This window comes from Morganella sp. TYF_1 (genome assembly GCF_043105645.1).
Lineage (GTDB): Bacteria > Pseudomonadota > Gammaproteobacteria > Enterobacterales > Enterobacteriaceae > Morganella > Morganella morganii_B.
On sequence record NZ_JBICLU010000015.1, the window covers coordinates 500123 to 524519 of the forward strand.

A 24397-nucleotide genomic window follows, 5' to 3' on the forward strand; every position below is an offset into this window, starting at 1 on the left:
TTATTCTTCTTCCTCTTTGCGCAATTCCACTTCATTTGCCCTGACATGAACCAGCAGGTAATACTGCCGTCCGATTCCGCTTAATTTGATGATTTTTTTCCATTCGGTAACATTGGGATCCGAGTAACGGACGATCACACCCAGATAGCGGTTTTCACCGGTGGTCCGCAGTAATGCCAGCGGTTTGTATTGATCCGGTGTCAGTGTGTAATCCTGGTGATCGATATAGTTTTTACCGAGCACATCCGGCAGCGGTTTTTCATCCAGCTGATCGAAATCCATCGATTCAAAGCGGGAGTCCTCGCTGAGATAGACAAGCTGCATCTCCACCGGAGACGGCTCACCATCCTGATTCGGATTGATATCGGGTTCCGCCAGAAGTGTGATAGCAATTTCAGAGGGTTGCTGGCTCGCTTTGCCCACCGGCGTATCCGGATCCCACAGCACCTTGCCGACTTTTTTGGTCGCTTCCCAGGATTTGCTGCATCCGCTTAATACCAGGATCAGCAGCAACAATCCGTATCGCAGTTTCACACTCATGATGGATGTCCCTTATAAACTTTTACGTAATGCCCGGTCATAGGCATGGGTGTAAACTTCATAAAAGAGTTTCTCAAACCCCTGCTGGCGGCAGGATTTCAGCTCACGGTAGTAGCTGACATACATCTGCCATGCCCATGCCGGATCTGAACTGCTCTCTTCGCCCGCCCGCTGATACCGGGAAAAACGCGCCAGCAGCCGCTCCGGTGAGAAGGCATCGAGCATGGTATCCAGTGCCACGGAAATCGCTTCCAGATTGGCCTGATAATGAAGCTGCATATTGGCCAGGCTCTCGCTGACGGCAGCGGTCGGGGACAGATGTACCGGACTGCGTTCATCACCGAACAGCAGGTGCAGAGCTTCCTGGTAATCCACATTCAGACGCAGCGGGTTATCCTCGATCGGGCGCAATTGTTTGTCGCGCAGGTTATCCTGGGTTTTCTGCAGTGCGAGAAGTCCTTCAATAGCCGCTTTGAGTGTCCGGCCGATCTCGGTCAGAAAATCATTGGCCTGACGGGAATTGTGCATCGGTAAATGTGCTTCCAGCCCGCGCATCAGCGGATTTACCGCAATATGATCGGCATCGGTGAGCGGCAGCAGATCATCAGTGCGATCGGTGGCGGACAGTGTCGGCAGATCCATATATTCCTGCACAATGGTGTTCCCTCTGTTATCGGAGAGCGGCATGGCGGCGGATGAGGCCGGATAGTTATCGGCCAGCAGACCGGAGATATCGTTTTTTATCTGCGCGCCGCCGGTCAGGCTTTCATTTTCCAGTGCCTGTAACGGGTCACGGGTGCGTGAACCCAAAACAGCCGGCGCGGTATCATCGCCCTGATGCAGGGTGTTATCCTGTGTGGTGCGGGTATCCATCAGGTTATCCAGCGGATTACTGCCGGCGGACACGATATCCTGGGGTGCCACAGCCATCGGGTCGCGGTAAGGTTCATCGGTCATGGCAAGATGGGTTTTAAACTGCAGTTCGCCGATCTCAACGATATCGCCCTGTGACAGACGGACAGCACCCGCGTGGCGGGGGATCGCCGTCTGATTGAGGCGGACCTGCTCGGTCAGGGTTTTCAGGCAGAATGTCTGATCCTGCCAGACAATGCGGCACTGAACCCCGGCGACTTTGCCGAGGCTGTCCTGGAGTGACCAGGTACAGTCGGCGTTACTGCCGATAGTGCCGCCCTGAGAGGAAAACTGCGCAGTTGCAGCCCGGCCGCTTTCCAGCCGGTTACTGTTCACCAAATGAAAATTAAGTTGTGGTTTATCCATGATGTTATTCCAATACTGAAATCGTCACAAAAGGCTTCAGTTCCGGTTGCCCGATAAAACTCCGCCAGCCCAGTTGATTGTTATCGTTTTCGCCGAGAACCATCCCGCCGACCTGTTTTTCCGCCATCCGCAGCCGCAGATCCCAGGCCAGCTGCTCGTGCATGATGTAAGACACAAAGGCGACCAGCGGCAGATAATCCGGGCCGTTCGGTAAGAAACGCATGTAACGGCTCAGTGGTAATTCACTGATTTCAATAGTGCATTTTCCGTTACAGTCTTCAATACGGGCGCCGAGACTGAAATTTTCACCCAGCAGGGAACGCGGCTGCGCGGTCCGGCTTGCGCTGTACAGAATTTCACCCAGCCGGTTCTGCTGATCGTCCGCAATCGGCACCCGGCGGCTTTCCCAGCCTGACAGCTCCACATGGTCCAGATCAAAACAGTGGGAAATCAGGCTGCATATCACATCCGCTGAGCGCCCGGGGCTTGCCAGTAATCCGGCATAGGCCAGCATTTTGTTGTGATTGATCCGGATCCGGCTGCGGTTACTTTCGCTGCCCAGCCCGAGCAGCGTGAACATATAGCGGGAAAACGGATCACGTCCGTCCGGCTCAAACGAAATGTAATAGCGGTATTTCCGCCAGATCCGGTGCAGCAGTGTGACAAAGCGGTGATTAAACAGATTGAGAAAATCTGTGACGCTTTCGGTCTGCTGGGCTTCTTCCCACGCCAGGCTGTCGAGGTAATAGCCCGGCAGCGGAGACTGGCTGCCGTGCAGGCCCAGAAACGCCACTTTGACATCATAGCTGCCGTCCTCACGGCGGGTGACATCGGTTACATCCCGTGTCGGAAAGGCGATGCCGGCACTTGCCGAGAAACGGATACTTTCCTGTGCGGACTTTCCGGCCGCTGTCACGGATTTAATCAGTAACTCTGCCAGCTGATAAAAGTCATACTCCGTCATGGCGGCAGTACCATCGCCGGCGGAGGATGTCAGCGCAGAACGGTGTGATTGACTTTCGCCGGCCATACATACACTTCCCGGTTATCCATATTGATCACTTCCAGCTCATGAAAGGTATTCACGCTGGTATAGAGCCCGAAAAAGTGAGCAATAACGGAACAAAACAAATAGAGCCCGCCCTCGGATGAGAACGCACTCTGATGAACAGATAAGGTGGATTTCAGCCCGCGCACCGGCAATCCCCGGTACAGGTATTCAGCGGGCTGCGTGGTCATGCTCACCAGGGCATCAAGGCATTTCTGTGTCTGACGGGCCGTCTGCTGGTGGAAAACAGAGGTCAGATCATAAAGCTGTAACAGTTGCCGTAATGCATCCAGACTCAGCAGTGACTGATAATTCAGCGACATATTCGTCAGCACAGACCAGTGCAGCGAGTGGTCGAGCAACGGCCGCAATGTTTGTGTCGGTTTCATGATATTGCTGACTGCGGCAATATCCGGCAGTGGTGCCGTGCTGCGGGTAACGGAACCGGCCCGCAGATAACCGGCCACATCCCGGTTGGTGCAGAGCAGAGAAACGGAAATGGTTTCATCACAACCGATCAATGCCGGTTCATTACTGCGGACAAAAGACATCCGGTGGCGGAACCCGCCGTCATCCGGCGACGGCAGTGTGCGCAGGCGGTAATACAGCTCGTCATCACCTTTATTGACCGGCTCCTGATGATGGAAACTTTCAAACTGCGTGTAATGTGTCATTTTTGCCGGTTGTCCGGCACAGCGGCGCAGTCCGTCCACCCGGGTGACAGAAAAAATATCGTAGCTGCCGGGGTGAGCAAAGCCCGGACTGAGCGGGTACTCACTTTGTCTGCCGTCCAGCTCAATGGCTTCACTTTCCATCGGGAACAGGTTAGCCGCCGGTACACAGTTAATCCGGATGCTGTCATTGTTAATATCCGCAGCCGGCGGCAGCGGACGGGAAAAGTGAATGGTCAGGGAAAAATGATCACCGGACATCACCGCCGGAATATCATTAAGTCCCTCAATATTCAGAAACAGAAAGGCACGCGGAAAACTGAAGTATTCCTGCAGCAGGCGATGCCCCTCATAACTGTTTTTAGGATAGGGCAGCAGTGCATCCTCACGGCTGAACCCGACCGGTGATACGGCCATGTTTTCCGGCTGATACGTATGCTTTCCGGTGGCCAGTGTTGCGCCGGATACCGCGTGATTCAGCAGAAAATAGAGTTCCTGCGAGGTGTAATCATCCCCGCCGAGATAAATCTGTAACTCCGCCAGACCGGCATCCGCTAACCGGACCGGTTGCGGCAGTGAAAACGAAACCGTGACTGACTGTCTGTCAGCGGTGACAGAGGAGACGGTAAACGGCATCACCCGCAGATCACGGCTTTGTGTGAAATGGCAGGTCATCTGATGCAGAATATCTTCCTCCGCATCACTTTCATCCAGTGTGACGGGCTGACTCTCAAACCGTGTTCCCGCCGGTACCGAAACAGGCCGGCTCAGGGAAGAGGACGGCACGAACTGCATCACTGTCATTGACGGAAACGGCCGGGCATAACTGGGCCACAGCATGGTGACGAGGCTGTTTGATAATTCCGGAAACTGGCGTTCAATCTGACTGCGCAGGGAGGCGGACAGATAAGCGAATCCTTCCAGCAGGCGCAGCACATCCGGATCAGTGCTCTTCTCCGCCAGAAAATTAACCAGATGCGGCTTGTGGCGCGCAACGGTATCTTCCAGCAGTTGCAGATATTCAAGTTCATCAGAAAAACGGGGATTACGTGGCATTCTGTCAGGCCTGCTTCAGTCTGTAATGCCGGTGACTGTCCATCTGCATATTAAATTCAATCAGCTGAGACTGATTTTCCAGTAACACCAGTGCGGTGATCCGGAACTCCAGAAGCAGCGGGTTATGTTCATCAATCACACCTTCCACCGCGACATCACTGATCCGCGGCTCATAGCGCAGGATGCAGTCTCTGATGGACGTTTCCAGATTGGCACGGAAATCCACCGCTGTTGCGGTGGCATCATTGAGATCCGTCACACCCAGTTCACTGCTGCTCTGACAGGTGTCCGGCCGGGTATTCAGCACCTGTGTCAGGTGTGATTTGACCGAATTAATCAGAGCGGCAGTACGGGACTGACGGGAAGCACCGGCGTGCTTCCCTCTTATCCGTTCAAAAAGGCGTACCGGTTGTGAAGACTGACGATGATAATACGCCCCCATGACGGTTATTCCTTATCGAGACGGCCAACCAGTGACAGTTCGAAACTGGCACCCATGTATTTGAAGTGCGGACGCACCTGGATAGCCACCTGATACCAGCCCGGATCCCCTTCGACATCCAGTACCTGAATCTGTGCGGAACGCAGAGGGCGTTTGCTGCGGACATCTGACGGCGGGTTTTCCTGATCGGCAATATACTGCTTCAGCCAGATATTCAGCTCACGCTCCAGATCCTGGCGCTCTTTCCATGCACCGATCTGCTCACGCTGTAACACTTTGATATAGTGTGCCAGGCGGTTGATAATGAACATGTATGGCAGCTGGGTACCCAGTTTGTAGTTGGTTTCTGCCATCTTACCTTCACGGGTGTTCGGGTAATGTTTTGGTTTCTGCACCGAGTTGGCGGAGAAGAATGCGGCGTTATCACTGCCCTTACGCATAGTCAGGGTAATGAAGCCTTCTTCTGCCAGTTCGAATTCACGGCGGTCAGTGATAAGCACTTCTGTCGGGATTTTGGTCTGCAGTTCGCCCAGCGCCTCAAAGCAGTGAACCGGCAGATCGCTGACGGCCCCCCCGCTCTGCGGCCCGATGATGTTCGGACACCAGCGGTATTTGGCGAAACTGTTGTTGATCCCGGCTGCCAGCAGAAATGCGGTATTCCCCCACAGATAGTGGTCGTGGTCTTGCTTGACACTTTCACGGTAGTTGAAGTTTTTAATCGGGTTTTCAACCATGTCGTAAGGAAGACGCAGCAGGAAACGCGGCGCGGTCAGACCGAGATAACGGGAATCTTCCGCTTCACGCAGAGAACGCCATTTGGTGTGTGCCGGACCTTCAAAAACAGATTTCAGATCTTTAATCGCCGGCAATTCGGTATAGCTGCTCACACCGAAAAACTCAGGTGAAACAGATGACAGGAACGGGGCGTGAGCCATGGCACCGACAGCACTGACGTACTGAAGCAGCTTCATATCCGGTGTGGTATTACTGAAAGCATAGTTCCCGACGATCGCGGCAACCGGCTCACCACCAAACTGACCATAACCGGCGGAATAGACGTGCTTATAGAAACCGGACTGGACGATTTCCGGTGAAAATTCAAAATCTTCCAGCAGTTCGGATTTGGTGGCATGAATAATATTAATTTTAATATTTTCACGGAAATCAGTGCGATCCACGAGTAACTTCAGGGAACGCCAGGAGGACTCCACTTCCTGAAACTGCGGGTTATGCAGAATTTCATCCATCTGGGTACTGAGTTTTTTGTCCAGTTCGACCAGCATCTTATCAATCAGTAACTTATTGACCGGTTCTTCTTTTGAGTCACTGGCCAGGATGTTACTGATAAAGGCGGCCACACCCTGTTTTGCAATATCGTAGGCTTCGGTTTCCGGGGTCATCCGCGACTGCGACATAATTTCATCAAGCAGGGATGTACCGGCAGGGATCTGGCCTGCTTCCTGTTTTATACTTTCTGTTGCTGTAGACATAATACAATTCCCATCAATTATTTATTACTGACGATATCCAGTTCTTTTAACAGTTGCTCACGGGTGGATTCATTATCCAGCAGAGCCTGAAGCTGTTTACGGAATGCCGGGATATTTCCCATCGGTCCTTTCAGCGCAACTAATGCTTCCCGCAATTCGAGTAACTTATTTAATTCCGGAACATTTTTCGCAATATTGTCAGGGGAAAAATCACGCAGAGATTTAATATCAAGATTGACAGGAATTTCTGAATCACTTTCTTCTTCAAGGTGATTTTTAACAGCGAATGTCAGGTTAATACCTGAATTCTCCATCACGGAATTAAAGTTATTCTGATCGACAGAAACGGTTTTACGTTCTTCAATCGGTGTATCTTCTTCTTTGTTTTTGAAGTCACCAATGACCAGCAAATGATGAGGTAATTCAATTTCTGCCTGGCTTCCGCCGTCATGAGGTGTGTATTTAATATTAATACGTTCTTTCGGCGCAACGCTGCCAAGGTCATTTTTACTCATTGACTGTCCTTATGAATTTTTGAGAGGGAATTAACTGTCCCGTACAGATACATAAGATAAGTGATTGCTGTCACCGGGCTGTGTCACCGGATGAATACACGTAATCTATGTAATTAGTTGTATTTTGTGTTAATTAAAATATTTGATTTAAGTTCAGATCGTGGAATACGTTAGCGCAGAAGTTATCGCCTGCGGCACGCCCCTGTCAATCAATAAAATTATTTTACTAATAAACCGGGTGTGTTAGTCAAGTGATATACAAATGTTAAATTAATTGCGTTTTTAATTAGTAAAATCTTTTATTAATTACTCATATGAATAGTAGTTAATCAGAGGGTGATTGAAAATAAAGAAAATTATAGAGAAGGCAATTGAAGCATATTAAATAATCAATGCTGTAACTGTACGATAATTGCACTGAGTGAAAATTAAACAGCCCTGTGAGAGAAAGTCACTGTTTAAATGGCGAAATATTATTTTACATTTGCTAATGAAATCATAAATAATTATATGTGTATTTTTTAATTTATAAAAAAAACGCAGAAATTTTAGCATGTGCTTATGTATATTGCATAAATTCGGTTTATTAATAAATGGAAACATTTTTCATGATGAAAAACGATTTTCAGACAAATTCTGCAAACAGAATAGGGCAGTATTGGTGGATAAAGAGGAAGGGGATGAAGTTATCGGGCGATAAGCGATATTATATTTCGGATATTAAAAAATAACAGTACGATAAAACCGGAATTTTATCGTTTTATATATATTATTTTTTCCGAGTGTGTGTTTTTTTTGATAAATATCAATCAGATAGTGGCGGTAGTATTCTGTTACCTTTTTTAATTTTTCGGGTCGTAACACAGGATAGCGGCAATGCTTTGTTTTACTGATATTTTTACTTCTTGACTGGTTTTTTGTTAAATACCCGATCTGCTATTGATGAATTTTTAGTCTGAATCGATAGTCGTTATCAATTTAGTTTAGGATTAACATCCTGCCTTTTCAAAAATTCATGCGCAAGTGGATTATTCCGAGAGATGCAGATAGATGCTTTACCCCGGCTGAACGGACTCTGCATTATGTCTGTAACCGCAGCAGTGATAACCGGCCCCGCACTCTGAGTCATACATCTTAAAAATTATTTTAAAATCCATAACTATTTTGATAAATAACAAGCCTGCTCCGGGGGCATCATGTTACGGTCGGATAAATATTGACCAGGCTGGAGCGGGATATGCCTTATTTATTCTTAACGCTGGCGGCGTGTTTCTGGGGCGGGAACTATGTTGTCGGGCATCTTTTGGTATCTGAAGCTGACCCGGTGATTTTATCGCAGCTGCGCTGGCTGGTGACGGCCGTTTTGCTGATGACGCTGTATTTCAGTCAGGTTAAACAGCAGTGGGCGTTTATGAAAAAGGCAAAAGGGATAATCCTGTTTCTGTCATTATGCGGACAGGTTTTATTCCCGGTCACGCTGTATATCGGTTTGCAATATACCACGGCGCTTAATGCCGCTATTTATATGTCAGCGACACCCTCCCTTGTTTTACTGATTAATGCGCTGATATTTAAAGAAAAAATTCAGAGGAGAAATTATATCGGCGTATTACTGAGTACGTTAGGTGTGATTTATCTGATATTCAAAGGTGACCTTAATTTTACAAAAGTCATCAGTCATTTAAATAAAGGGGATTTGTGGGCACTGGGATCTGCTATCAGCTGGGCATTGTATTGTGCTTTCCTGAGACTGAAACCCCGTGAGGTAAACGGTAATGCCTTTGTGGCTATCAGCTCGGTGACCGGCAGTCTGATGATGTTACCGATACTGATTATTTATCTGTTCTTACATGATGTTCAGATCAGTAATACAGGCAATTATGCCTCACCGCTGTTTATCTCCGGACTTGCCTATCTGGTTATTTTTCCGTCATGGCTCTCATATCTGCTGTGGAATAAAGGTATACTGACTATCGGCGCAACAAGAGGGGAGATCTTCTCTCACCTGATCCCGCTGAGTGGCGGTTTCTTTGGTGTTCTTTTCCTCAGTGAAAAATTACACAGTTATCATTTTTTGAGTGGTGTATTCATTATAGCCGGAATTTATTTTTGTTCTTCAGCGAGAAAATAAAGGGATGTATTGAAACACACACCTTCGTCTGTGTGAATAATACACGATGTTATAATGCCGGTGGTCGTTTCACCGGCATTATTGTCGGGCAGGGTGGCAATGGCACCGAACGGGATGCTATTGGTGTTCTGTTCAGCGTCACGGAGTTACCCATTGAGCGGTTATTGAATTCCTGTCGGACAGTAATAAAAAATAAAATTGTATTTGTGACTGAATATTCATTAGTTATTTTCAATGAATAAGATAGTATTATTGTCACCGATTTTCGTTTGATTATATTGAAGATTAATACAATAAATATAATATTTCCGATATTAAGTGGTAAATATTAGCTGTAGAATACAGTTTCATCATCATCATTAAATGATGAACGTTTCTTTCTGAAAATTGACAGCATATTTTTACTGTCAGTAAAACCACAATGAATGTTCATCTGGTATAAGAAATCCTCTGGTGTCGTATCCAGAGCAAGCAATATTGCAATGAGCAGGTTTAGTGTCAGATGGTTGCTGCCACGCTCATAGCGGGAAATTTGCTGCTGGCTTAATCCGGTTAAACAGCCTAAATCATAGCCTGACAAATTTTTTTCTTTCCGCAATGATCGAATAACCGCACCAGCTGCCTGATTAATGACAGCGGAATTTCGTTTGTTATTAACGGGCATAAATAAGAACCTTATAAACAGATAACAAAGGGGATCCCGGAATAATGAGAATGAAGTAATATAATTAATGTATCATGCCTGGCTAATATAAATAATCTGTCTGTGTGACGACGATGTATATTCTACGCACGGTAATTGCTAATGCAATAGTCGTAATGTGGGTACAATATAAATGACTGAAGTGTAATAAATAAGTAGTATATTAGTGAAGTGGTAAATAATCGTTAGTATTCATAGCGTTCGGTATTTTTTATTGAGTTTGGTTCAAAATCACTCGCTTGATATTTTGGGTTATTATTCTGATTTTATGAATATAAGATAATAAAGACAGGCTAAAATAGTGACAATATCCATTGTTAATGAAATCTAATATAACAATAATGAGAATCAGACAGGTTGTGTCAAAATATTATAATGCAATAAGAAGGATGGTATCAGCGGGAATAAGAAAAAAGACGACAGATTAATTAACATGAATACCGGGATATAGCGGTCGTCTTCCGTTTTTTATGACATTAAAAAAGGATTTCCTGATTCGGACTTAAAGAGTATAGAGTATACAAATGCACATATCACCGCGTTATCTGTAAACCGGTATGTCGCATGTGAAGCCGTCAGCGGCAGCGGAGGCCACTTCGGTGGCTTTTTTGTGCCCGGAGGAAATATGTTATTTTATACGATGTCACATCAAAATCAGGGGTATAAAAAATGGAAAATTCAGCAGCAATTGAATTGCAGTCGACGTTGAGTTGTCCGGTCTGCGGATCAGAAAAAACAGAAACCATGCCGGTGAATGCCTGTCAGTGGTTTTATGAATGTGAGCACTGCCATACATTATTAAAACCACTTCAGGGTGATTGCTGCGTATTTTGTTCTTACGGCACGGTGGCTTGTCCGCCGGTGCAGGAAGCCGCACTGACAGGTAAAAAATCCTGCTGCTGTCCGTCATCCGGGGAATAAAAAATACCCGCACAGGTTAGTGTGCGGGTAAATCATGTCAGAACGTGTACCTGCATAGTCAGGAGCAGGTCAGTAATGTGAATATCAATTAATTAAAACTGCTTATCAATATAACCACTATCTGGAATATGTACAGTATAAAAATGTATCCGTGATTATTTTTAGTATTTGCACGTAGTGGTTTGCATCAGGCCGGGCGTATGTATCATGGCGTAATTTATTCAGAAAATACAATATATTGGCGGGGTGGTAATCAGGATTTCCTGCAGGAAATAAAAAAGCCTCTGAACAAACGAAACCGGTTCAGAGGCGTCAGGTGTTACTTTCAGCTTGGTGACATGTCTAAGATAGTTAAGTTATATGAATTAGTCAAAAAATGATTGGTCAAAAAGTGTGTTTTGCCGGGAAGGTAAGGGAGAATACGGTATTGTACAACATCGTAAATAAAACGCCTTTCAGTGTTGGTATAATACTGAAAGGCGTTCAGAGAGATAATGCTGCGTTCATTTAATCATCCCATTTCGGGCTCATGACGGTGGCAAACAGGCAGGATAAAATAATAAATCCGAGTGTCAGTAAAAACATATATTCTCCTTAACGTAACTTTAATCTGGTCCGATAAATATTCTCCGGAAGAGGTGATAAATCATAATGTGTTTTCATTGACTGATTCTACCGGATAAAGACGGTAACTCAATGAAAGAAAACTGATTTATTGTCATGATTTGTCATTTTTACCCCCGCTCGTGCTGACAAAGAATAACGTATGTAAATAAAAGGGTATTCCCCGGTCATCGTGTCTGTCAGTGTAATAGCAGATGTATTGATGTGAATCTCCTGACGGTAGCGCGTAACACGATAGCGATTGTATGGCATCCTGAACGTGATACGAAACCGGGCATGTTTTAAGCCGGTCCGCTATGGAAACCATAATTAAATTCAGGCTGACTGACGGAGTGGATAAAGACAATGAATATTGTCGTTCCACTCAATAAAATAGTTATTTTTAATACGTATTGTCAGCAAGTTGTAACCTTCAGTACTCGTGATGCGTAAATTAAGAATTTTATTATCTTCATTAACGTCATCAGCTTCATCAACTTCATCAACTTCATCAACTTCATCAGCTTCATCAACTTCATCAACTTCATCAACTTCTTCAATTGAAAAATAATCCTCAAAGCCGGGATAAGCCAACTCACGTAATTTTTCGAAGAGTGCCTTTGTTTCAATTTTTGTCAGGGGAGGATCAGGATGGCAGAGTTTATGAAGGTATGACATAGCCTCTGTCTGATGAGTACGGCAGAAAAACTCCTTAATTTTCTCCCAGATACTCAGGGTAGGGGGAGCAGTATTATTAAATACATCTAAGACTTTATAAGTATCAATAATACACGGAAAGCAACCGTTACCTATAACTAAAGACATATTTACTTACCCTATGACTCAGTGATATCCAGATTGACAAACTACCCTGATTGCATCGAAGCCGAAATCATGTGATTGCCTTATTCGCGTTCAGAAAGATCATCTGTCCGTCGCAGCCAAAAAAAGAGTGGTAATAAACCATAAAGGTTGTACATTGTCAGCATGATGAATAATAAAATGGCAGTCTGTTTATCACTCAATACTTGCTGGTGGCGCACAACGTGCGGCGCCGTTTTTGTTATTCAGTTTTAATTGCAAAAATCGCCGCCGGAGTGCGGCGATTTCATTTCAGACATATTGCATTCACCCCGGCGGCCTCTGATCATAATAAAAGAGGAAATCGTATGTCTGCTCATCACACGCAATCCGTTATTCTGACCGGTGACCGTATCACCGGGCCGCTGCACCTCGGGCACTATACCGGCTCGCTGCAACAGCGGGTCAGACTTCAGCATTCTGCCGTGCAGTATATTCTGATGGCGGATATGCAGGGACTGACGGATAACGGTGCGCAACCGGAAAACGTAAACCGTTATTTTTATGATGTGGCGGCGGATTACCTGGCGGCAGGCATCGATCCCGCCCGTTCGGTGATTTGTCTGCAATCGGCGCTGCCCGCACTGGCTGAACTGACACTGCTGTATCTCAATCTGGTGACCGTATCCCGGCTGGAGCGGAATCCGACGGTTAAACAGGAAATCATTCAGAAGCAGTTCTCCCGTACACTGCCGGCCGGATTTCTGATTTATCCGGTCAGCCAGGCGGCGGATATCACTGCGTTTAAAGCTGATCTGGTGCCGGTCGGGGAAGATCAACTGCCGATGATTGAACAAACCAATGAGATTGTCAGCAAAATCAATCATATTACCGGACAGGAATTACTGGTTCATTGTCGTGCTGAAGTCGGTAAAACCGGCCGCCTGCCGGGGATTGATGGTAACGGTAAGATGTCCAAATCACTGGGTAATGCCATTAATCTCTCTGTCAGTGCCGATGAACTGACGCGCGCCGTCAATGCTATGTTTACCGATCCGCATCATCTGCGGGTGTCTGACCCCGGCCGGATTGAGGGCAATGTGGTGTTTGCGTATCTTGATGCGTTTCATCCGGATATAGCCCTGGTTGCTGAGATGAAAGCACGTTATCAGGCAGGCGGGTTAGGTGACAGAGAGTGTAAGTCAGTGCTGAACGAATGCCTGCAGACACTGCTGGCACCGATCCGTGAGGAGCGGGCGCGGCTGATGGCGGATAAGCCTTATCTGCTCTCTGTGATCCGCAGCGGAACAGAAAAAGCGCGGGAAGTGACACAGCAGACGCTGGATCGGGTGAAACGGGGAATGGGGTTATTGCTCTTCTGATTGACAGAATATGCTGATTTATCAGGATGCGATTGATTCCCGTTTGCGGGAGGTCTACTATATGAACCATATCTGTTTTATATATGGTTTATCAGTTAAGGATTTCACGTGGGTATTGTCAAAATCTCCGATGAATTACATGAATATCTGCGCCGGGCGAGTACAGTCATGTCGCGCTCTATCAATGCTCAGGCAGAATTCTGGATCAAAATCGGAATGCAGGCTGAAATGAATCCGGATAAAACCTTCACAATGCTTGTCAGCGAAATGCTGGAAAAAGAATCTGTCAGCCGGAAAGGAGAACAGCATGAGTAGTATCGTTATAAAAACACCGGAAGAAATTGCGCTGATGCGGGAATCAGGCCGTCTGCTGGCAAGCGTTTTTGCCATGCTGGATGATTTCATTAAACCGGGTGTGTCCACGCTGGCGATTAATGACAAAGTTGAAGATTATATTGTGAATACCCTTCAGTCACGCCCTGCCAGTAAAGGGCAGTACGGATTTCAGTATGTGCTGAATACCTCGCTGAATGAAGTGGTGTGCCACGGTGTTCCGAAAGCGGACGAACTGGTGAAAGACAAAGATATCATTAATGTGGATATCACACTGGAGAAGAACGGCTTTATTGCCGATTCCAGTAAAATGTATGTCATGCCGGAAGCATCCCCGCTGGCACGTAAACTGGTGAAAACCACCTATGAGGCTATGTGGGAAGGTATTCAGCAGGTGAAACCGGGCGCGACGCTGGGCGATATCGGCTCTGCTATTCAGCATTATGCCGAGTCACGCGGCTACAGCGTAGTGCGTGAGTATTGCGGTCACGGCATCGGCCGTGAGATGCATGAAGCCCCGCAGGTGCTGCACTATGGTGTGCACGGTAAAGGGACGGAACTGAAAGAGGGGATGACCTTTACCATCGAGCCGATGATTAACCAGGGCGGCGCGAAAATTAAAACCAAAAAAGATGGCTGGACAGTGGTGACGCGGGATAAAAAATTATCCGCGCAGTCCGAGCACACCATTCTGGTGACCGCGACCGGCTATGAAGTGTTAACTCTGCGTGCGGATGAAACATTACGCTGATTTTTATCTGTATAAACAACAGAGTGTGAAAAGCCCGGCTGCGACCGGGCTTTTTTTATCAGAGCAGATCAGGCTTTCAGAAAGCGCAGAAACTGTTCATACAGCACGCCGCCCAGCGTCTGTGCGGTGTACTGTCCGGATTGCGGCAGGGTATCCACCGCCGCATGCATACCGTGATAAATAATCATTGCCGTGATATCCGGATGTGCCACCCGCCAGTGACTGTGCTTCTCACCTTCCGCAATCAGGGCAAGCAGCTGATTCAGTACGGCGTTTTCATGGTCATTGCCCTGCTGGTGAAATCCCTGATGGAACAGGACATCATGCAGTTCCTGTTTCTCCGTATAGGCGGTGACAGACCGGTCACACCAGGCGGCCAGTCTGGCATCCGCATCATCCGCCGCACAGGCATCCATCGCCTGCTGCGTCTGTGACAGAAACCAGTCCATATAACGGTGGCGCAATGCCTCGTAAATATCCGGTTTAGCGGCAAAATAGTGGTAATAGGTTCCTTTGGCGACACCGGCCCGCGCCACAATGTCACTGACCGTAGTGGCATCAAATCCCTTTTCGAGAAACAGTGATTCGGCGGCATCCATCAGTTCATTGATCCGGACATCGGCAGGTTTAAAACGGGGTTTGTGTTCTGCTGACTGAGTCATAAATGCGCCTTGTATAACGGAAAACCCTGATTATGCCATTTCCGGGATATGAAGGCGAAAAAAACACGCAAATGAAATACGTTCTTATTTCGATTGACCGTCGGTCGGTCAATGTATATTCTGCTGTTATGAAAGGAGAACACGATGAACAGACTTCGTTATTTTGCCGTTACCACCGCGATTTGCCTGGGTACTTTTATGGCAACACTGGATATCAGCATTGTGAATGTGGCACTGCCGGCCATTCAGCATGATTTGGATGCACCGATGGTGTCATTGCAGTGGCTGATAGATGCTTATGCCTTGTGTTTATCTGCCCTTATCCTGTCCGCCGGGCCGCTGAGTGACCGTTACGGGCGCAAAAAGATGTGGCTGGCGGGTGTGCTGATTTTTACCCTCGGCTCATTGCTTTGCGCCCTGGCGGACACGCTGCCGCTGTTACTGGCGGGGCGGGTGGTACAGGGAATCGCGGCGGCGCTGCTGATCCCCGGCGCATTGTCGCTGATCACACATACCTTTGCGGATAATCAGCAGCGTATCCGTGTGATTGGTATCTGGTCATCGGTCAGTGCGCTGTCACTGATTACCGGGCCGATCCTCGGCGGCGTGCTGGTGCACACCACCGGCTGGGAAGGTATTTTTCTGATCAATATTCCGGTCGGTATAATTGCGTTTTTGCTCGGGCAATACGGCATCCGCGAAAGTGCCGACCCGGAAAAAGCAGCGTTTGATCCTGCCGGGCAACTGCTGAGTATTGCGGCGCTGGGTTGCGTGACGTACGGACTGACGGAAGCGGGTACTCACGGCTGGCTGCATCCGCTGACGCTGTTTACTGTCACCGGCGGAATTATTTTTCTTCTGTTATTTCTGTACACCGAAAGCCGGGTGGCAAAACCGCTTCTGCTGCTGGCGGATTTCAGACGCCGCGAGTATCTGCACTATAATCTGGCCTCGTTTGTGATTGGTTTTGCGGCCTACACTAATGTGTTTTTTATTGCACTGTTTTTACAGAAAGCACAGGGCTGGAATGCCCTTGAAGCAGGATGGCGGATGTCGCCGGAATTTATCGCCATGGCGCTGTTTGCATTCTCTTTCGGGCGGATCGCCCGCAAACTGAGTATCCGGCTGATCCTCGGTACCGGTCTGCTGCTGACCGCAGCATCCTGCGGGCTGATGACACTGCTGACACCGTATACGCCATATCCGCTGACAGGGCTGATGCTGTTTATGCTCGGCACCGGCATGGGGTTATCGATTCCCGCCACCGGGGCGCTGATTATGCATGCCGCTGACCCGGCGCGTTCCGGCGTGGCCTCGGCGACACTGAATATGATGCGCCAGACCGGTATGACGCTGGGAGTAGCACTGCTCGGCACCCTGATGATACAGCGGGCGGTCAGTATTGCGCAGCACCGTCAGCTGCCGTCAGCAGAGCAGCTTATCACCGGCGTACAGAGCGGAGAACTGACAAACGCAGTGCAGAATGCGGTTTATGAAGCCTTTGCGGGCGGGTTTAATCTGGCAATGGCAGGCGCAGCATTATCGGCAGTATGGATATTTATCCTGATATTTTATCCCCGCCGCCGCAAAATGCCGCAGGAAAACGGGAAAATAACCTTATAACAGAGAGGGTATATCCGTGGCGTGTATTTTGTGATTTATTAATCTGAACACAAAATAATAAAAAAACAGCTGTAAACAGGCACACACCACGGAGGCGTTATGTTTGAAAATCTGGGCATACTGAATATCGGTACTTATATTATCGGTGTTATTTTTATTATCCTCGTGCCGGGGCCGAACTCACTGTATGTCCTTAAATCCAGCGCGACATTCGGATACAAAAAAGGTTACCAGGCTGCGCTGGGCGTATTTACCGGTGATGCGGTACTGATCATGTTGTCATTTCTGGGGGTGGCCTCAGTGATTAAAGCCTCCCCGGCATTATTTACCGCCGTGCGTTACCTCGGTGCCGCGTATTTATTGTATCTGGGACTGAAAATCCTCTATGCCACGTTTATGCAGAAGAAGGGGCGTCATGAGGATAAACCGCTGAAAGCGGAAAATGCCTTTAATAAAGCGCTGATCCTGAGCCTGACAAACCCGAAAGCAATTCTGTTTTATGTCTCTTTCTTTATCCAGTTTATTGATTTTAATTATACCCATCCGGCGGTGAGCTACGGCGTGCTGGCGCTGATTCTGGAAACGGTCAGCTTTTTGTATCTCTCCTTTTTAATTTACAGCGGCACGAAGTTATCACAGTTTTTCCGCCACAAAAAACAGGCGGCAAAAGCGGGTAACAGTACCATCGGGCTGTTTTTCATGGGATTTGCCGCCAAACTGGCGCTGTTTACGGCGTAAAGACACTGCCTGTCTGCTAAAAGTGACGCTATACTGTGCCTGATTTTAAACAAGCAGGTATTCACGTGACTGACAGTACAACACCTTATAATAATGATGAATTCTGGATGAGGCAGGCGCTGGCGCTGGCGGAAGAGGCCGCACTGGCGGGGGAGATCCCGGTCGGGGCGGTGCTGGTGAAAGATAATCAGCGCATTGCAGGGGGCTTTAATCAGCCGATCCTCAGCCATGACCCGACGGCCCACGCTGAAATTGTCACGCTGCGCGGGGCCGGAGCGGTGCTGGAAAATTACCGGCTGACCGATGCCACACTGTATGTCACCCTCGAACCCTGCATGATGTGTGCCGGGGCACTGATCCACAGCCGGATCAAACGTCTGGTGTACGGCGCGGCAGAGCCCAAAACCGGCGCTGCGGGGTCATTTATTGATTTGCTGACCTTACCGCGTCTCAATCATTATATGGAAGTGACGGGAGGCGTGCTGGGGGAGGCGTGTTCGGCAATGCTCAGTGAATTTTTCCGCCGCCGCCGTGCGGAGAAAAAAGCCCTGAAAAAACAGAATACGGACAATCCGCAGACAGAAGGTGAGTGATCAGTATGGTGCGGCAGAGGTCAGAATCTCTGCCGTTTCTTCCTGCGGCTGCTGTAACCGCAGTTCTTCCTGATGTAAATCGAGATAGCCCTGCAAACTGAGCTGGTAACGGCGTACCCCTTCCACATAGCGGTAAGCTTCATGACCGCGCGCATAGCCGTATGGCAGAGACTGATAATAGGCTTTTTTGCTCAGCAGCGGCAGACGGGATTTCACATCCAGCCAGCTGTCCGGGTTCGCCCCCTGCATTTCGGTCAGTTTGCGGACATCCAGCATATGGCCGTAGCCCATATTATAAGCCGCCAGGGCAAACCAGATTTTTTCATCTTCCGGGATAGAGTCCGGCAGTTTATCCATCAGATAATTAATATATGTCCCGCCGCCCTTGATGCTCTGTTCGGGGTCAAGGCGATCCTCAATCCCGAAGAAATCCGCGGTTGGTCGTGTCAGCATCATAATGCCGCGCACGCCGGTTGGTGAGGTGGCGGTCGGGTTCCAGTGTGATTCCTGCCAGGCAATCGCCGCCAGGATCTGCCAGTCCATTTTTCCGGCGTACTTTTCAAACAGCGGGCGGTAAGTGGCCAGCTGGGTATTGATGGCATTAATAAAGGTTTTGGTATCCACATAATTAAACTGGTTCATGTGGCTGAAATACTTCTCTTCCAGGCGTGCCAGAGTGTCGGTTTCCCGTGTCTGGTTAAAAAAATCGAGCAGGGCGGCGTTCAGGCTGCTGTCTTCGCTGCGTTTCAGATACCAGGTCAGCGGCTGATTTTCCGTGATCTCAAAGGCGACCGTGACATTCGGGTGAATATGCTGCTCCTGTGCCACGCTGACGGAGTCACTGACGACATAATCAATCTCACCTTTTGCCAGCCGCTGGAGAAGGTGGCTGCTGTTTTTATCGGTAACCTCGCGGATGTCCAGATCCGGATATTTATCTGCTTTAAGCTGGCGGAGCAGCCGGGCGTGAGCACTGCCGGCCGTGACCCAGACTGGGGAGCCGAGATCGCCCAAATCCCGCGGACGTTTGTTACCCATGCGGTAGAGAAGCTGCTGTGCCACGGTGTAGTAAGTCGGGCCGCTCAGCGCAGTGTCCAGGCGGTCTTCATTATAGATAAGCCCGGCAGCGAGCAGGTCGGCATCGTTATTGTCAAGGTCGCTGAACAGATCATTAACGCCGCTGCGTTCCCGCACCACCAGTTTTACACCGAGATAGTCCGCGAAACGCTGCGCCAGTTCGTAATCAAACCCGCTGGCCTGTCCCTGCTTATTAAAGCTGATAAGCGGTGATGCCATCGCGCTGACACGCAGCTCCCCCCGCGCGAGAATACGGTTGAGCTGCGGCTGCTGTGATGGCCAGCTGATATTGATAGCGATCAGCGCCGCAGCGAACAACGCGACGACGACGATGACGACGTAATTTAGTTTTTTATGTACCAAAGGCGTGTCTCACCGGTTACACAAAAAAATGCATTCTGAGGCATAAATTACCATGGTTATATTTCCAGTAATCGGACATTTTGCTCAACATTTTGTCGCTGTGCAACTTTATTCCGTTTTCAGGGGGGGAAATCCGGAAAAAATCCCGCCGGGAAAAAACGTCACGCAAACGGTTTCGTCGGCGTCAGTATTGCTCTATAATGTGCCCGTTTCCCCTCCGGGCCGATGGCTCTGCGTGTTAAAAAGAGAGAACTGACAACTATGGAAATTTTGCGTGGCTCACCTGTGTTATCTGCGTTTCGCGTATCAAAATTTATCAGCGCGTTCACTGAACACCACCTGCCGGTGACCAACATCTATGCGGAATATGTGCATTTTGCTGATCTTTCCGCACCCCTGACCGACGATGAGCACACCAAATTGCAGCAGCTGCTCCGCTACGGTCCGTCGCTGGCGGAACATGCGCCGGAAGGGATCCTGTTTCTTGTCACGCCGCGCCCGGGGACACTGTCTCCCTGGTCATCGAAAGCCACGGATATCGCGCATAACTGCGGTCTGTCAGCCGTTACCCGGCTGGAACGGGGGATTGCCTACTATATTACTGCCACAGGGCTGACAGAGAATGAACGTCAGCAGCTGAGTGTGCTGCTGCATGACCGCATGACAGAAACGGTGTTCAGTGAGCTGTCACAGGCTCAGGCGCTGTTTGCCCGTCATGAACCGGTACCGCTGACCGTGATCGATCTGTCCGGGCAGGGACGTGCGGCACTGGAAAAAGCCAATATTTCGCTGGGACTGGCGCTGGCGGAAGATGAAATCGATTATCTGGCGGATGCATTCACCAGACTCGGTCGTAATCCGTCCGATGCGGAACTCTATATGTTTGCTCAGGCAAACTCTGAACACTGCCGCCACAAGATTTTTAATGCTGACTGGGTGATTGACGGCGAAGAGCAGCCGAAATCCCTGTTTAAGATGATTAAAAACACCTTTGAACAGACACCGGATCATGTGCTGTCCGCCTATAAAGATAACGCAGCGGTGATGGAAGGCTCGTCTGTCGGGCGTTTCTTCCCTGAAGGGGAAGCGCGCAGCTATCAGTATCATCAGGAAGAGACCCATATCCTGATGAAAGTGGAAACCCACAACCACCCGACCGCCATTTCCCCGTGGCCGGGCGCGGCAACCGGCTCCGGCGGTGAAATCCGTGACGAAGGTGCGACCGGGCGCGGTGCCAAACCGAAAGCGGGATTAACCGGGTTTTCTGTCTCAAACCTGCGCATCCCGGGTTTTACCCAGCCGTGGGAGCAGGATTTCGGCAGACCGGATCGCATTGTCAGCGCGTATGACATCATGACCGAAGGCCCGCTCGGCGGCGCGGCATTTAATAACGAATTCGGTCGTCCGGCACTGCTCGGCTATTTCCGGACCTATGAAGAGAAAGTCAGCAGCCACAACGGTGAGGAACTGCGCGGTTACCATAAACCGATTATGCTGGCGGGCGGTATCGGCAATATCCGTGCTGACCACGTACAGAAAGGGGAGATCCCGCCGGGCGCGAAACTGATTGTATTGGGCGGTCCGTCGATGAATATCGGCCTGGGCGGTGGTGCGGCTTCCTCCATGACATCCGGTCAGTCGGATGCGGATCTGGATTTTGCCTCTGTGCAGCGCGATAACCCGGAAATGGAACGCCGTTGTCAGGAAGTGATCGACGCCTGCTGGCAACTGGGGGATAACAACCCGATTCTGTTTATCCACGATGTCGGCGCGGGTGGTCTGTCCAACGCCATGCCGGAGCTGGTCAGTGACGGCGGGCGCGGCGGACGTTTTGAGCTGCGTGATATTCTCAGTGACGAGCCGGGCATGAGCCCGCTGGAAATCTGGTGTAACGAATCCCAGGAACGTTATGTGCTGGCCGTCTCGCCGGCGCAGCTGCCGCTGTTTGAAGCACTCTGTCAGCGTGAGCGCGCGCCGTATGCGGTGATTGGTGAGGCGACAGAAAAACGTGACCTGATCCTGAATGACCGCCATTTTGATAATCAGCCGATTGATATGCCGCTGGATATCCTGCTGGGGAAAACCCCGAAAATGCGCCGCGATGTCACCACACTGACGGCGGAAGGCACACCGATTGACCGCCGTGATATCAATCTGCATGAAGCGGTAAAACGTGTGCTGCACTTACCGGCGGTGGCGGAAAAAACCTTTCTGATCACCATTGGTGACCGCACGGTGACCGGCATGGTTTCCCGCGATCAGATGGTCGGTCCGTGGCAGATCCCGGTGGCGGATTGCGCGGTGACCACTGCCAGCCTCGACAGTTATTACGGTGAGGCAATGTCCATCGGTGAACGTGCGCCGGTCGCACTGCTTGATTTTGCCGCGTCAGCGCGGATGGCGGTGGCGGAAGCGTTGCTGAATATTGCCGGTGTTCAGATTGGTGATATTAAACGGATTAAATTATCCGCTAACTGGATGGCTGCCGCCGGGCATCCGGGCGAAGATGCCGGGTTATATGCGGCGGTAAAAGCGGTGGGTGAGGAGTTATGTCCGGCGCTCGGCCTGACTATCCCGGTCGGTAAAGACTCGATGTCGATGAAAACCCGCTGGAATGAGCAGGGCGAAGAGCGTGAGATGACCTCGCCGCTGTCGCTGGTGATCACCGCATTTGCCCGCGTGGATGATGTGCGCCGGACAGTGACTCCGCAACTGCGGAGCGATGTGCCGAACCGTCTGCTGCTGGTGGATCTGGGAGAGGGCCGTAATACCCTCGGGGCGACTGCGCTGGCACAGGTGTATCGTCAGCTGGGACAGAAAGGGGCAGATCTGCGCAATCCGCAGGCACTGCGTGCATTCTTTGATACCATGCAGACGCTGGTACGGGATGAAAAACTGCTGGCGTATCATGACCGCTCGGACGGCGGTCTGTTTGTCACCCTGGCGGAAATGGCGTTTGCCGGACATTGCGGTGTGAATGCGGATATCAGTGCATTTGATGAGGATATTCTCGGCGCACTGTTTACCGAAGAGCCGGGCGCCGTGCTTCAGGTGCGTGAAGCGGATCTGGATGGCGTAGTGCAGGCCTTCACCGATGCCGGGCTGGCAGATATGCTGCATGTTCTCGGAGATGCTGTGCCGGGGGATGATTTCATTATCCGCAGCCATAATACGGAAGTCTATCACCAGTCCTGCCGTGAACTGCGGATCATGTGGGCAGAAACCACCTGGCAGATGCAGCGTCAGCGTGATAACCCGGCCTGTGCCGATGAAGAGCACGAAGCGAAACAGGATCTGACAGACCCGGGCCTCAACGTGGTACTGACGTTCGATCAGAATGAGGATATCGCTGCGCCGTATATTGCAAAAGGCGTGCGTCCGCGTGTTGCGGTGCTGCGTGAGCAGGGGGTTAACTCCCATGTGGAAATGGCGGCGGCTTTCCACCGTGCCGGTTTTGATGCTATTGATGTGCATATGAGTGATCTGCTGAACGGGCACCTTCCGCTGGACAATTTTCAGGCGCTGGTTGCCTGTGGCGGCTTCTCTTACGGTGATGTGCTGGGTGCCGGTGAAGGCTGGGCGAAATCGATTCTGTTTAATCTGCAGGTACGGGATGAATTTGCACAGTTCTTTGCACGTCCGGACACCTTATCGCTCGGGGTCTGTAACGGCTGTCAGATGATGTCAAACCTGCGGGATCTGATCCCGGGGGCGGATTTATGGCCGCGCTTTACCCGTAACCGCTCTGAACGTTTTGAAGCGCGTTTCAGTCTGGTTGAAGTGGCACAAAGCCCGTCACTGCTGCTGAGCGGCATGGCCGGTTCGCGGATGCCGATTGCGGTGTCTCACGGCGAAGGGCTGGCGGAATTCCGTGATGCGGCACATCAGCAGGCGCTGACGGAACGCGGCCTGGTCGCGCTGCAATATGTGGATAACTACGGGCAGATCACCGAACGCTATCCGGCGAACCCGAACGGTTCACCGGCCGGTATCACGGCAGTCACCACCGATGACGGACGCGCGACCATTATGATGCCGCATCCGGAGCGTGTCTTCCGTACGGTCAGCAACTCATGGCATCCGGAAAACTGGGGCGAGGACGGACCGTGGCTGCGGATCTTCCGCAATGCCCGTAAACAATTCGGTTGATTTTTCATTTGGTTACCGGTTCTGCGGCGGGGTTATCCCCGCCGTTTTTTTATCTGTTTGCCGAAAAAACATCCGGTGTGTCACAGAAAAGCGACAACAGGGTTTGTGAGTGTCGTTAAAAGGGGACATTTAACTGATTGATATATAAAGAGATGAAAAAGAACAAAAAAGACTGTCGCAAATCAGAGACGGTTTTTCATAAAATAGGGGCAAAACCGGATTCTTATGTGACCATGACCGTATCCTGAAAAGAGTAAAGCTGTTTTTAAAAATATTTATCCTTTAATAACAATGGATTGATTTTTATTTTCCAAAGTTGGCACGGCAGTTGCAATATCTTCTTCAGTTGCTCATTCAATTTTTTATGTCGGCCCGCAATAAGGCGGAAACATGCCACATAAGCCCGGGAATGATGCCAGAGTAAGGTGCCTACCGTCCGTTAATACCGATAACTGCGCAAGCTTTATCAGACACAGGGCGACACGTTGAGTGAGGCACCACCTTAATCTCACTGACGGGACGGCAGG

At 49.6% G+C, this 24397-nt stretch carries 20 protein-coding genes; 9 read left to right on the top strand and 11 right to left on the bottom strand.

The window, feature by feature from the left end:
• From tssJ to tssB, 7 genes are read right to left on the bottom strand one after another with little or no spacing between them, the layout of a single operon-like run.
• Positions 1-540 carry a type VI secretion system lipoprotein TssJ gene (gene tssJ, locus ACF8OF_RS07640; RefSeq protein WP_262860910.1) on the bottom strand — a complete coding sequence of 180 codons (540 nt, stop codon included), beginning with the start codon at positions 538-540 and terminating at the stop codon, positions 1-3.
• A gap of 12 nt (positions 541-552) precedes the next feature.
• Positions 553-1818, bottom strand: a complete 1266-nt coding sequence (tagH, locus tag ACF8OF_RS07645; RefSeq protein ID WP_279796212.1) for a type VI secretion system-associated FHA domain protein TagH — start codon at positions 1816-1818, stop codon at positions 553-555.
• 4 nt (positions 1819-1822) lie between these two features.
• On the bottom strand, positions 1823-2848 hold the full coding sequence (gene tssG, locus ACF8OF_RS07650; protein ID WP_274369193.1) for a type VI secretion system baseplate subunit TssG: 1026 nt from the start codon (positions 2846-2848) through the stop codon (positions 1823-1825).
• On the bottom strand, positions 2812-4593 hold the full coding sequence (tssF, locus tag ACF8OF_RS07655; RefSeq protein ID WP_392496209.1) for a type VI secretion system baseplate subunit TssF: 1782 nt from the start codon (positions 4591-4593) through the stop codon (positions 2812-2814). The genes tssG and tssF overlap by 37 nt, the downstream gene beginning before the upstream one ends.
• Positions 4594-4597: 4 nt before the next feature.
• The gene (tssE, locus tag ACF8OF_RS07660) at positions 4598-5035 is read right to left on the bottom strand and encodes a type VI secretion system baseplate subunit TssE (protein ID WP_392496211.1); all 438 of its coding nucleotides are present in this window, start codon (positions 5033-5035) and stop codon (positions 4598-4600) included.
• Positions 5036-5040: 5 nt separating this feature from the next.
• On the bottom strand, positions 5041-6525 hold the full coding sequence (tssC, locus tag ACF8OF_RS07665) for a type VI secretion system contractile sheath large subunit (RefSeq protein WP_045137852.1): 1485 nt from the start codon (positions 6523-6525) through the stop codon (positions 5041-5043).
• 17 nt (positions 6526-6542) lie between these two features.
• The gene (gene tssB, locus ACF8OF_RS07670) at positions 6543-7040 is read right to left on the bottom strand and encodes a type VI secretion system contractile sheath small subunit (protein WP_025152075.1); all 498 of its coding nucleotides are present in this window, start codon (positions 7038-7040) and stop codon (positions 6543-6545) included.
• 1237 nt (positions 7041-8277) lie between these two features.
• On the opposite strand from tssB, the gene ACF8OF_RS07675 reads away from it, so the two are divergent.
• Entirely contained in the window at positions 8278-9171 is an 894-nt protein-coding gene (locus tag ACF8OF_RS07675; protein WP_392496212.1) for a DMT family transporter, read from the top strand.
• A gap of 328 nt (positions 9172-9499) precedes the next feature.
• Here the strand turns inward: ACF8OF_RS07675 and ACF8OF_RS07680 are convergent, their stop codons facing one another.
• Complete coding sequence (locus tag ACF8OF_RS07680; protein WP_262860904.1) at positions 9500-9835, bottom strand: helix-turn-helix domain-containing protein; 336 nt, start codon at positions 9833-9835, stop codon at positions 9500-9502.
• A gap of 708 nt (positions 9836-10543) precedes the next feature.
• Between ACF8OF_RS07680 and ACF8OF_RS07685 the strand changes: the two genes are divergently transcribed.
• Positions 10544-10795, top strand: coding sequence for a GDCCVxC domain-containing (seleno)protein (locus ACF8OF_RS07685; RefSeq protein WP_349466095.1), 252 nt, complete (start codon positions 10544-10546; stop codon positions 10793-10795).
• A gap of 939 nt (positions 10796-11734) precedes the next feature.
• On the opposite strand, the gene ACF8OF_RS07690 is transcribed toward ACF8OF_RS07685, so the two are convergent.
• Positions 11735-12223, bottom strand: coding sequence for a hypothetical protein (locus ACF8OF_RS07690; protein WP_392496213.1), 489 nt, complete (start codon positions 12221-12223; stop codon positions 11735-11737).
• A gap of 344 nt (positions 12224-12567) precedes the next feature.
• On the opposite strand from ACF8OF_RS07690, the gene trpS reads away from it, so the two are divergent.
• From trpS to map, 3 genes are all read left to right on the top strand, one after another.
• Positions 12568-13581, top strand: a complete 1014-nt coding sequence (gene trpS / locus ACF8OF_RS07695; protein WP_279796207.1) for a tryptophan--tRNA ligase — start codon at positions 12568-12570, stop codon at positions 13579-13581.
• A gap of 108 nt (positions 13582-13689) precedes the next feature.
• Positions 13690-13896 (top strand): ParD-like family protein, encoded by a 207-nt coding sequence (locus ACF8OF_RS07700; RefSeq protein ID WP_004241949.1) that lies wholly within the window; start codon positions 13690-13692, stop codon positions 13894-13896.
• Positions 13889-14665 carry a type I methionyl aminopeptidase gene (gene map, locus ACF8OF_RS07705; RefSeq protein WP_392496215.1) on the top strand — a complete coding sequence of 259 codons (777 nt, stop codon included), beginning with the start codon at positions 13889-13891 and terminating at the stop codon, positions 14663-14665. The genes ACF8OF_RS07700 and map overlap by 8 nt, the downstream gene beginning before the upstream one ends.
• A gap of 68 nt (positions 14666-14733) precedes the next feature.
• On the opposite strand, the gene ACF8OF_RS07710 is transcribed toward map, so the two are convergent.
• The gene (locus ACF8OF_RS07710) at positions 14734-15327 is read right to left on the bottom strand and encodes a TetR/AcrR family transcriptional regulator (protein WP_262882095.1); all 594 of its coding nucleotides are present in this window, start codon (positions 15325-15327) and stop codon (positions 14734-14736) included.
• A gap of 144 nt (positions 15328-15471) precedes the next feature.
• Between ACF8OF_RS07710 and ACF8OF_RS07715 the strand changes: the two genes are divergently transcribed.
• The 3 genes from ACF8OF_RS07715 (at position 15472) to tadA (ending at position 18281) form a co-directional block, all read left to right on the top strand.
• The gene (locus ACF8OF_RS07715; RefSeq protein WP_392496217.1) at positions 15472-16950 is read left to right on the top strand and encodes an MFS transporter; all 1479 of its coding nucleotides are present in this window, start codon (positions 15472-15474) and stop codon (positions 16948-16950) included.
• A 99-nt stretch (positions 16951-17049) separates the two neighbouring features.
• Complete coding sequence (gene leuE, locus ACF8OF_RS07720; protein WP_025152083.1) at positions 17050-17688, top strand: leucine efflux protein LeuE; 639 nt, start codon at positions 17050-17052, stop codon at positions 17686-17688.
• A 65-nt stretch (positions 17689-17753) separates the two neighbouring features.
• Positions 17754-18281: a tRNA adenosine(34) deaminase TadA gene (tadA, locus tag ACF8OF_RS07725; protein ID WP_262861825.1), complete on the top strand. Its 528-nt coding sequence runs from the start codon at positions 17754-17756 to the stop codon at positions 18279-18281.
• On the opposite strand, the gene mltF is transcribed toward tadA, so the two are convergent.
• Positions 18282-19721 carry a membrane-bound lytic murein transglycosylase MltF gene (gene mltF / locus ACF8OF_RS07730; RefSeq protein WP_025152085.1) on the bottom strand — a complete coding sequence of 480 codons (1440 nt, stop codon included), beginning with the start codon at positions 19719-19721 and terminating at the stop codon, positions 18282-18284. It abuts the gene before it with no gap.
• 261 nt (positions 19722-19982) lie between these two features.
• On the opposite strand from mltF, the gene purL reads away from it, so the two are divergent.
• Positions 19983-23870, top strand: a complete 3888-nt coding sequence (purL, locus tag ACF8OF_RS07735) for a phosphoribosylformylglycinamidine synthase (RefSeq protein WP_392496218.1) — start codon at positions 19983-19985, stop codon at positions 23868-23870.
• Positions 23871-24397 lie beyond the last annotated feature (527 nt).

What these genes read in the sequence shown, in the direction of transcription:
- ACF8OF_RS07680 (WP_262860904.1), bottom strand. Translation starts at nt 9,835, where the DNA reads ATGCCCGTTAATAACAAACGAAATTCCGCTGTCATTAATCAGGCAGCT.
- tssB (WP_025152075.1), bottom strand. Translation starts at nt 7,040, where the DNA reads ATGAGTAAAAATGACCTTGGCAGCGTTGCGCCGAAAGAACGTATTAAT.
- purL (WP_392496218.1), top strand. Translation starts at nt 19,983, where the DNA reads ATGGAAATTTTGCGTGGCTCACCTGTGTTATCTGCGTTTCGCGTATCA.
- tssF (WP_392496209.1), bottom strand. Translation starts at nt 4,593, where the DNA reads ATGCCACGTAATCCCCGTTTTTCTGATGAACTTGAATATCTGCAACTG.
- tssG (WP_274369193.1), bottom strand. Translation starts at nt 2,848, where the DNA reads ATGGCCGGCGAAAGTCAATCACACCGTTCTGCGCTGACATCCTCCGCC.
- ACF8OF_RS07675 (WP_392496212.1), top strand. Translation starts at nt 8,278, where the DNA reads ATGCCTTATTTATTCTTAACGCTGGCGGCGTGTTTCTGGGGCGGGAAC.
- tssE (WP_392496211.1), bottom strand. Translation starts at nt 5,035, where the DNA reads ATGGGGGCGTATTATCATCGTCAGTCTTCACAACCGGTACGCCTTTTT.
- ACF8OF_RS07690 (WP_392496213.1), bottom strand. Translation starts at nt 12,223, where the DNA reads ATGTCTTTAGTTATAGGTAACGGTTGCTTTCCGTGTATTATTGATACT.
- ACF8OF_RS07685 (WP_349466095.1), top strand. Translation starts at nt 10,544, where the DNA reads ATGGAAAATTCAGCAGCAATTGAATTGCAGTCGACGTTGAGTTGTCCG.
- ACF8OF_RS07715 (WP_392496217.1), top strand. Translation starts at nt 15,472, where the DNA reads ATGAACAGACTTCGTTATTTTGCCGTTACCACCGCGATTTGCCTGGGT.
- tssJ (WP_262860910.1), bottom strand. Translation starts at nt 540, where the DNA reads ATGAGTGTGAAACTGCGATACGGATTGTTGCTGCTGATCCTGGTATTA.
- leuE (WP_025152083.1), top strand. Translation starts at nt 17,050, where the DNA reads ATGTTTGAAAATCTGGGCATACTGAATATCGGTACTTATATTATCGGT.
- ACF8OF_RS07710 (WP_262882095.1), bottom strand. Translation starts at nt 15,327, where the DNA reads ATGACTCAGTCAGCAGAACACAAACCCCGTTTTAAACCTGCCGATGTC.
- tagH (WP_279796212.1), bottom strand. Translation starts at nt 1,818, where the DNA reads ATGGATAAACCACAACTTAATTTTCATTTGGTGAACAGTAACCGGCTG.
- map (WP_392496215.1), top strand. Translation starts at nt 13,889, where the DNA reads ATGAGTAGTATCGTTATAAAAACACCGGAAGAAATTGCGCTGATGCGG.
- tssC (WP_045137852.1), bottom strand. Translation starts at nt 6,525, where the DNA reads ATGTCTACAGCAACAGAAAGTATAAAACAGGAAGCAGGCCAGATCCCT.
- trpS (WP_279796207.1), top strand. Translation starts at nt 12,568, where the DNA reads ATGTCTGCTCATCACACGCAATCCGTTATTCTGACCGGTGACCGTATC.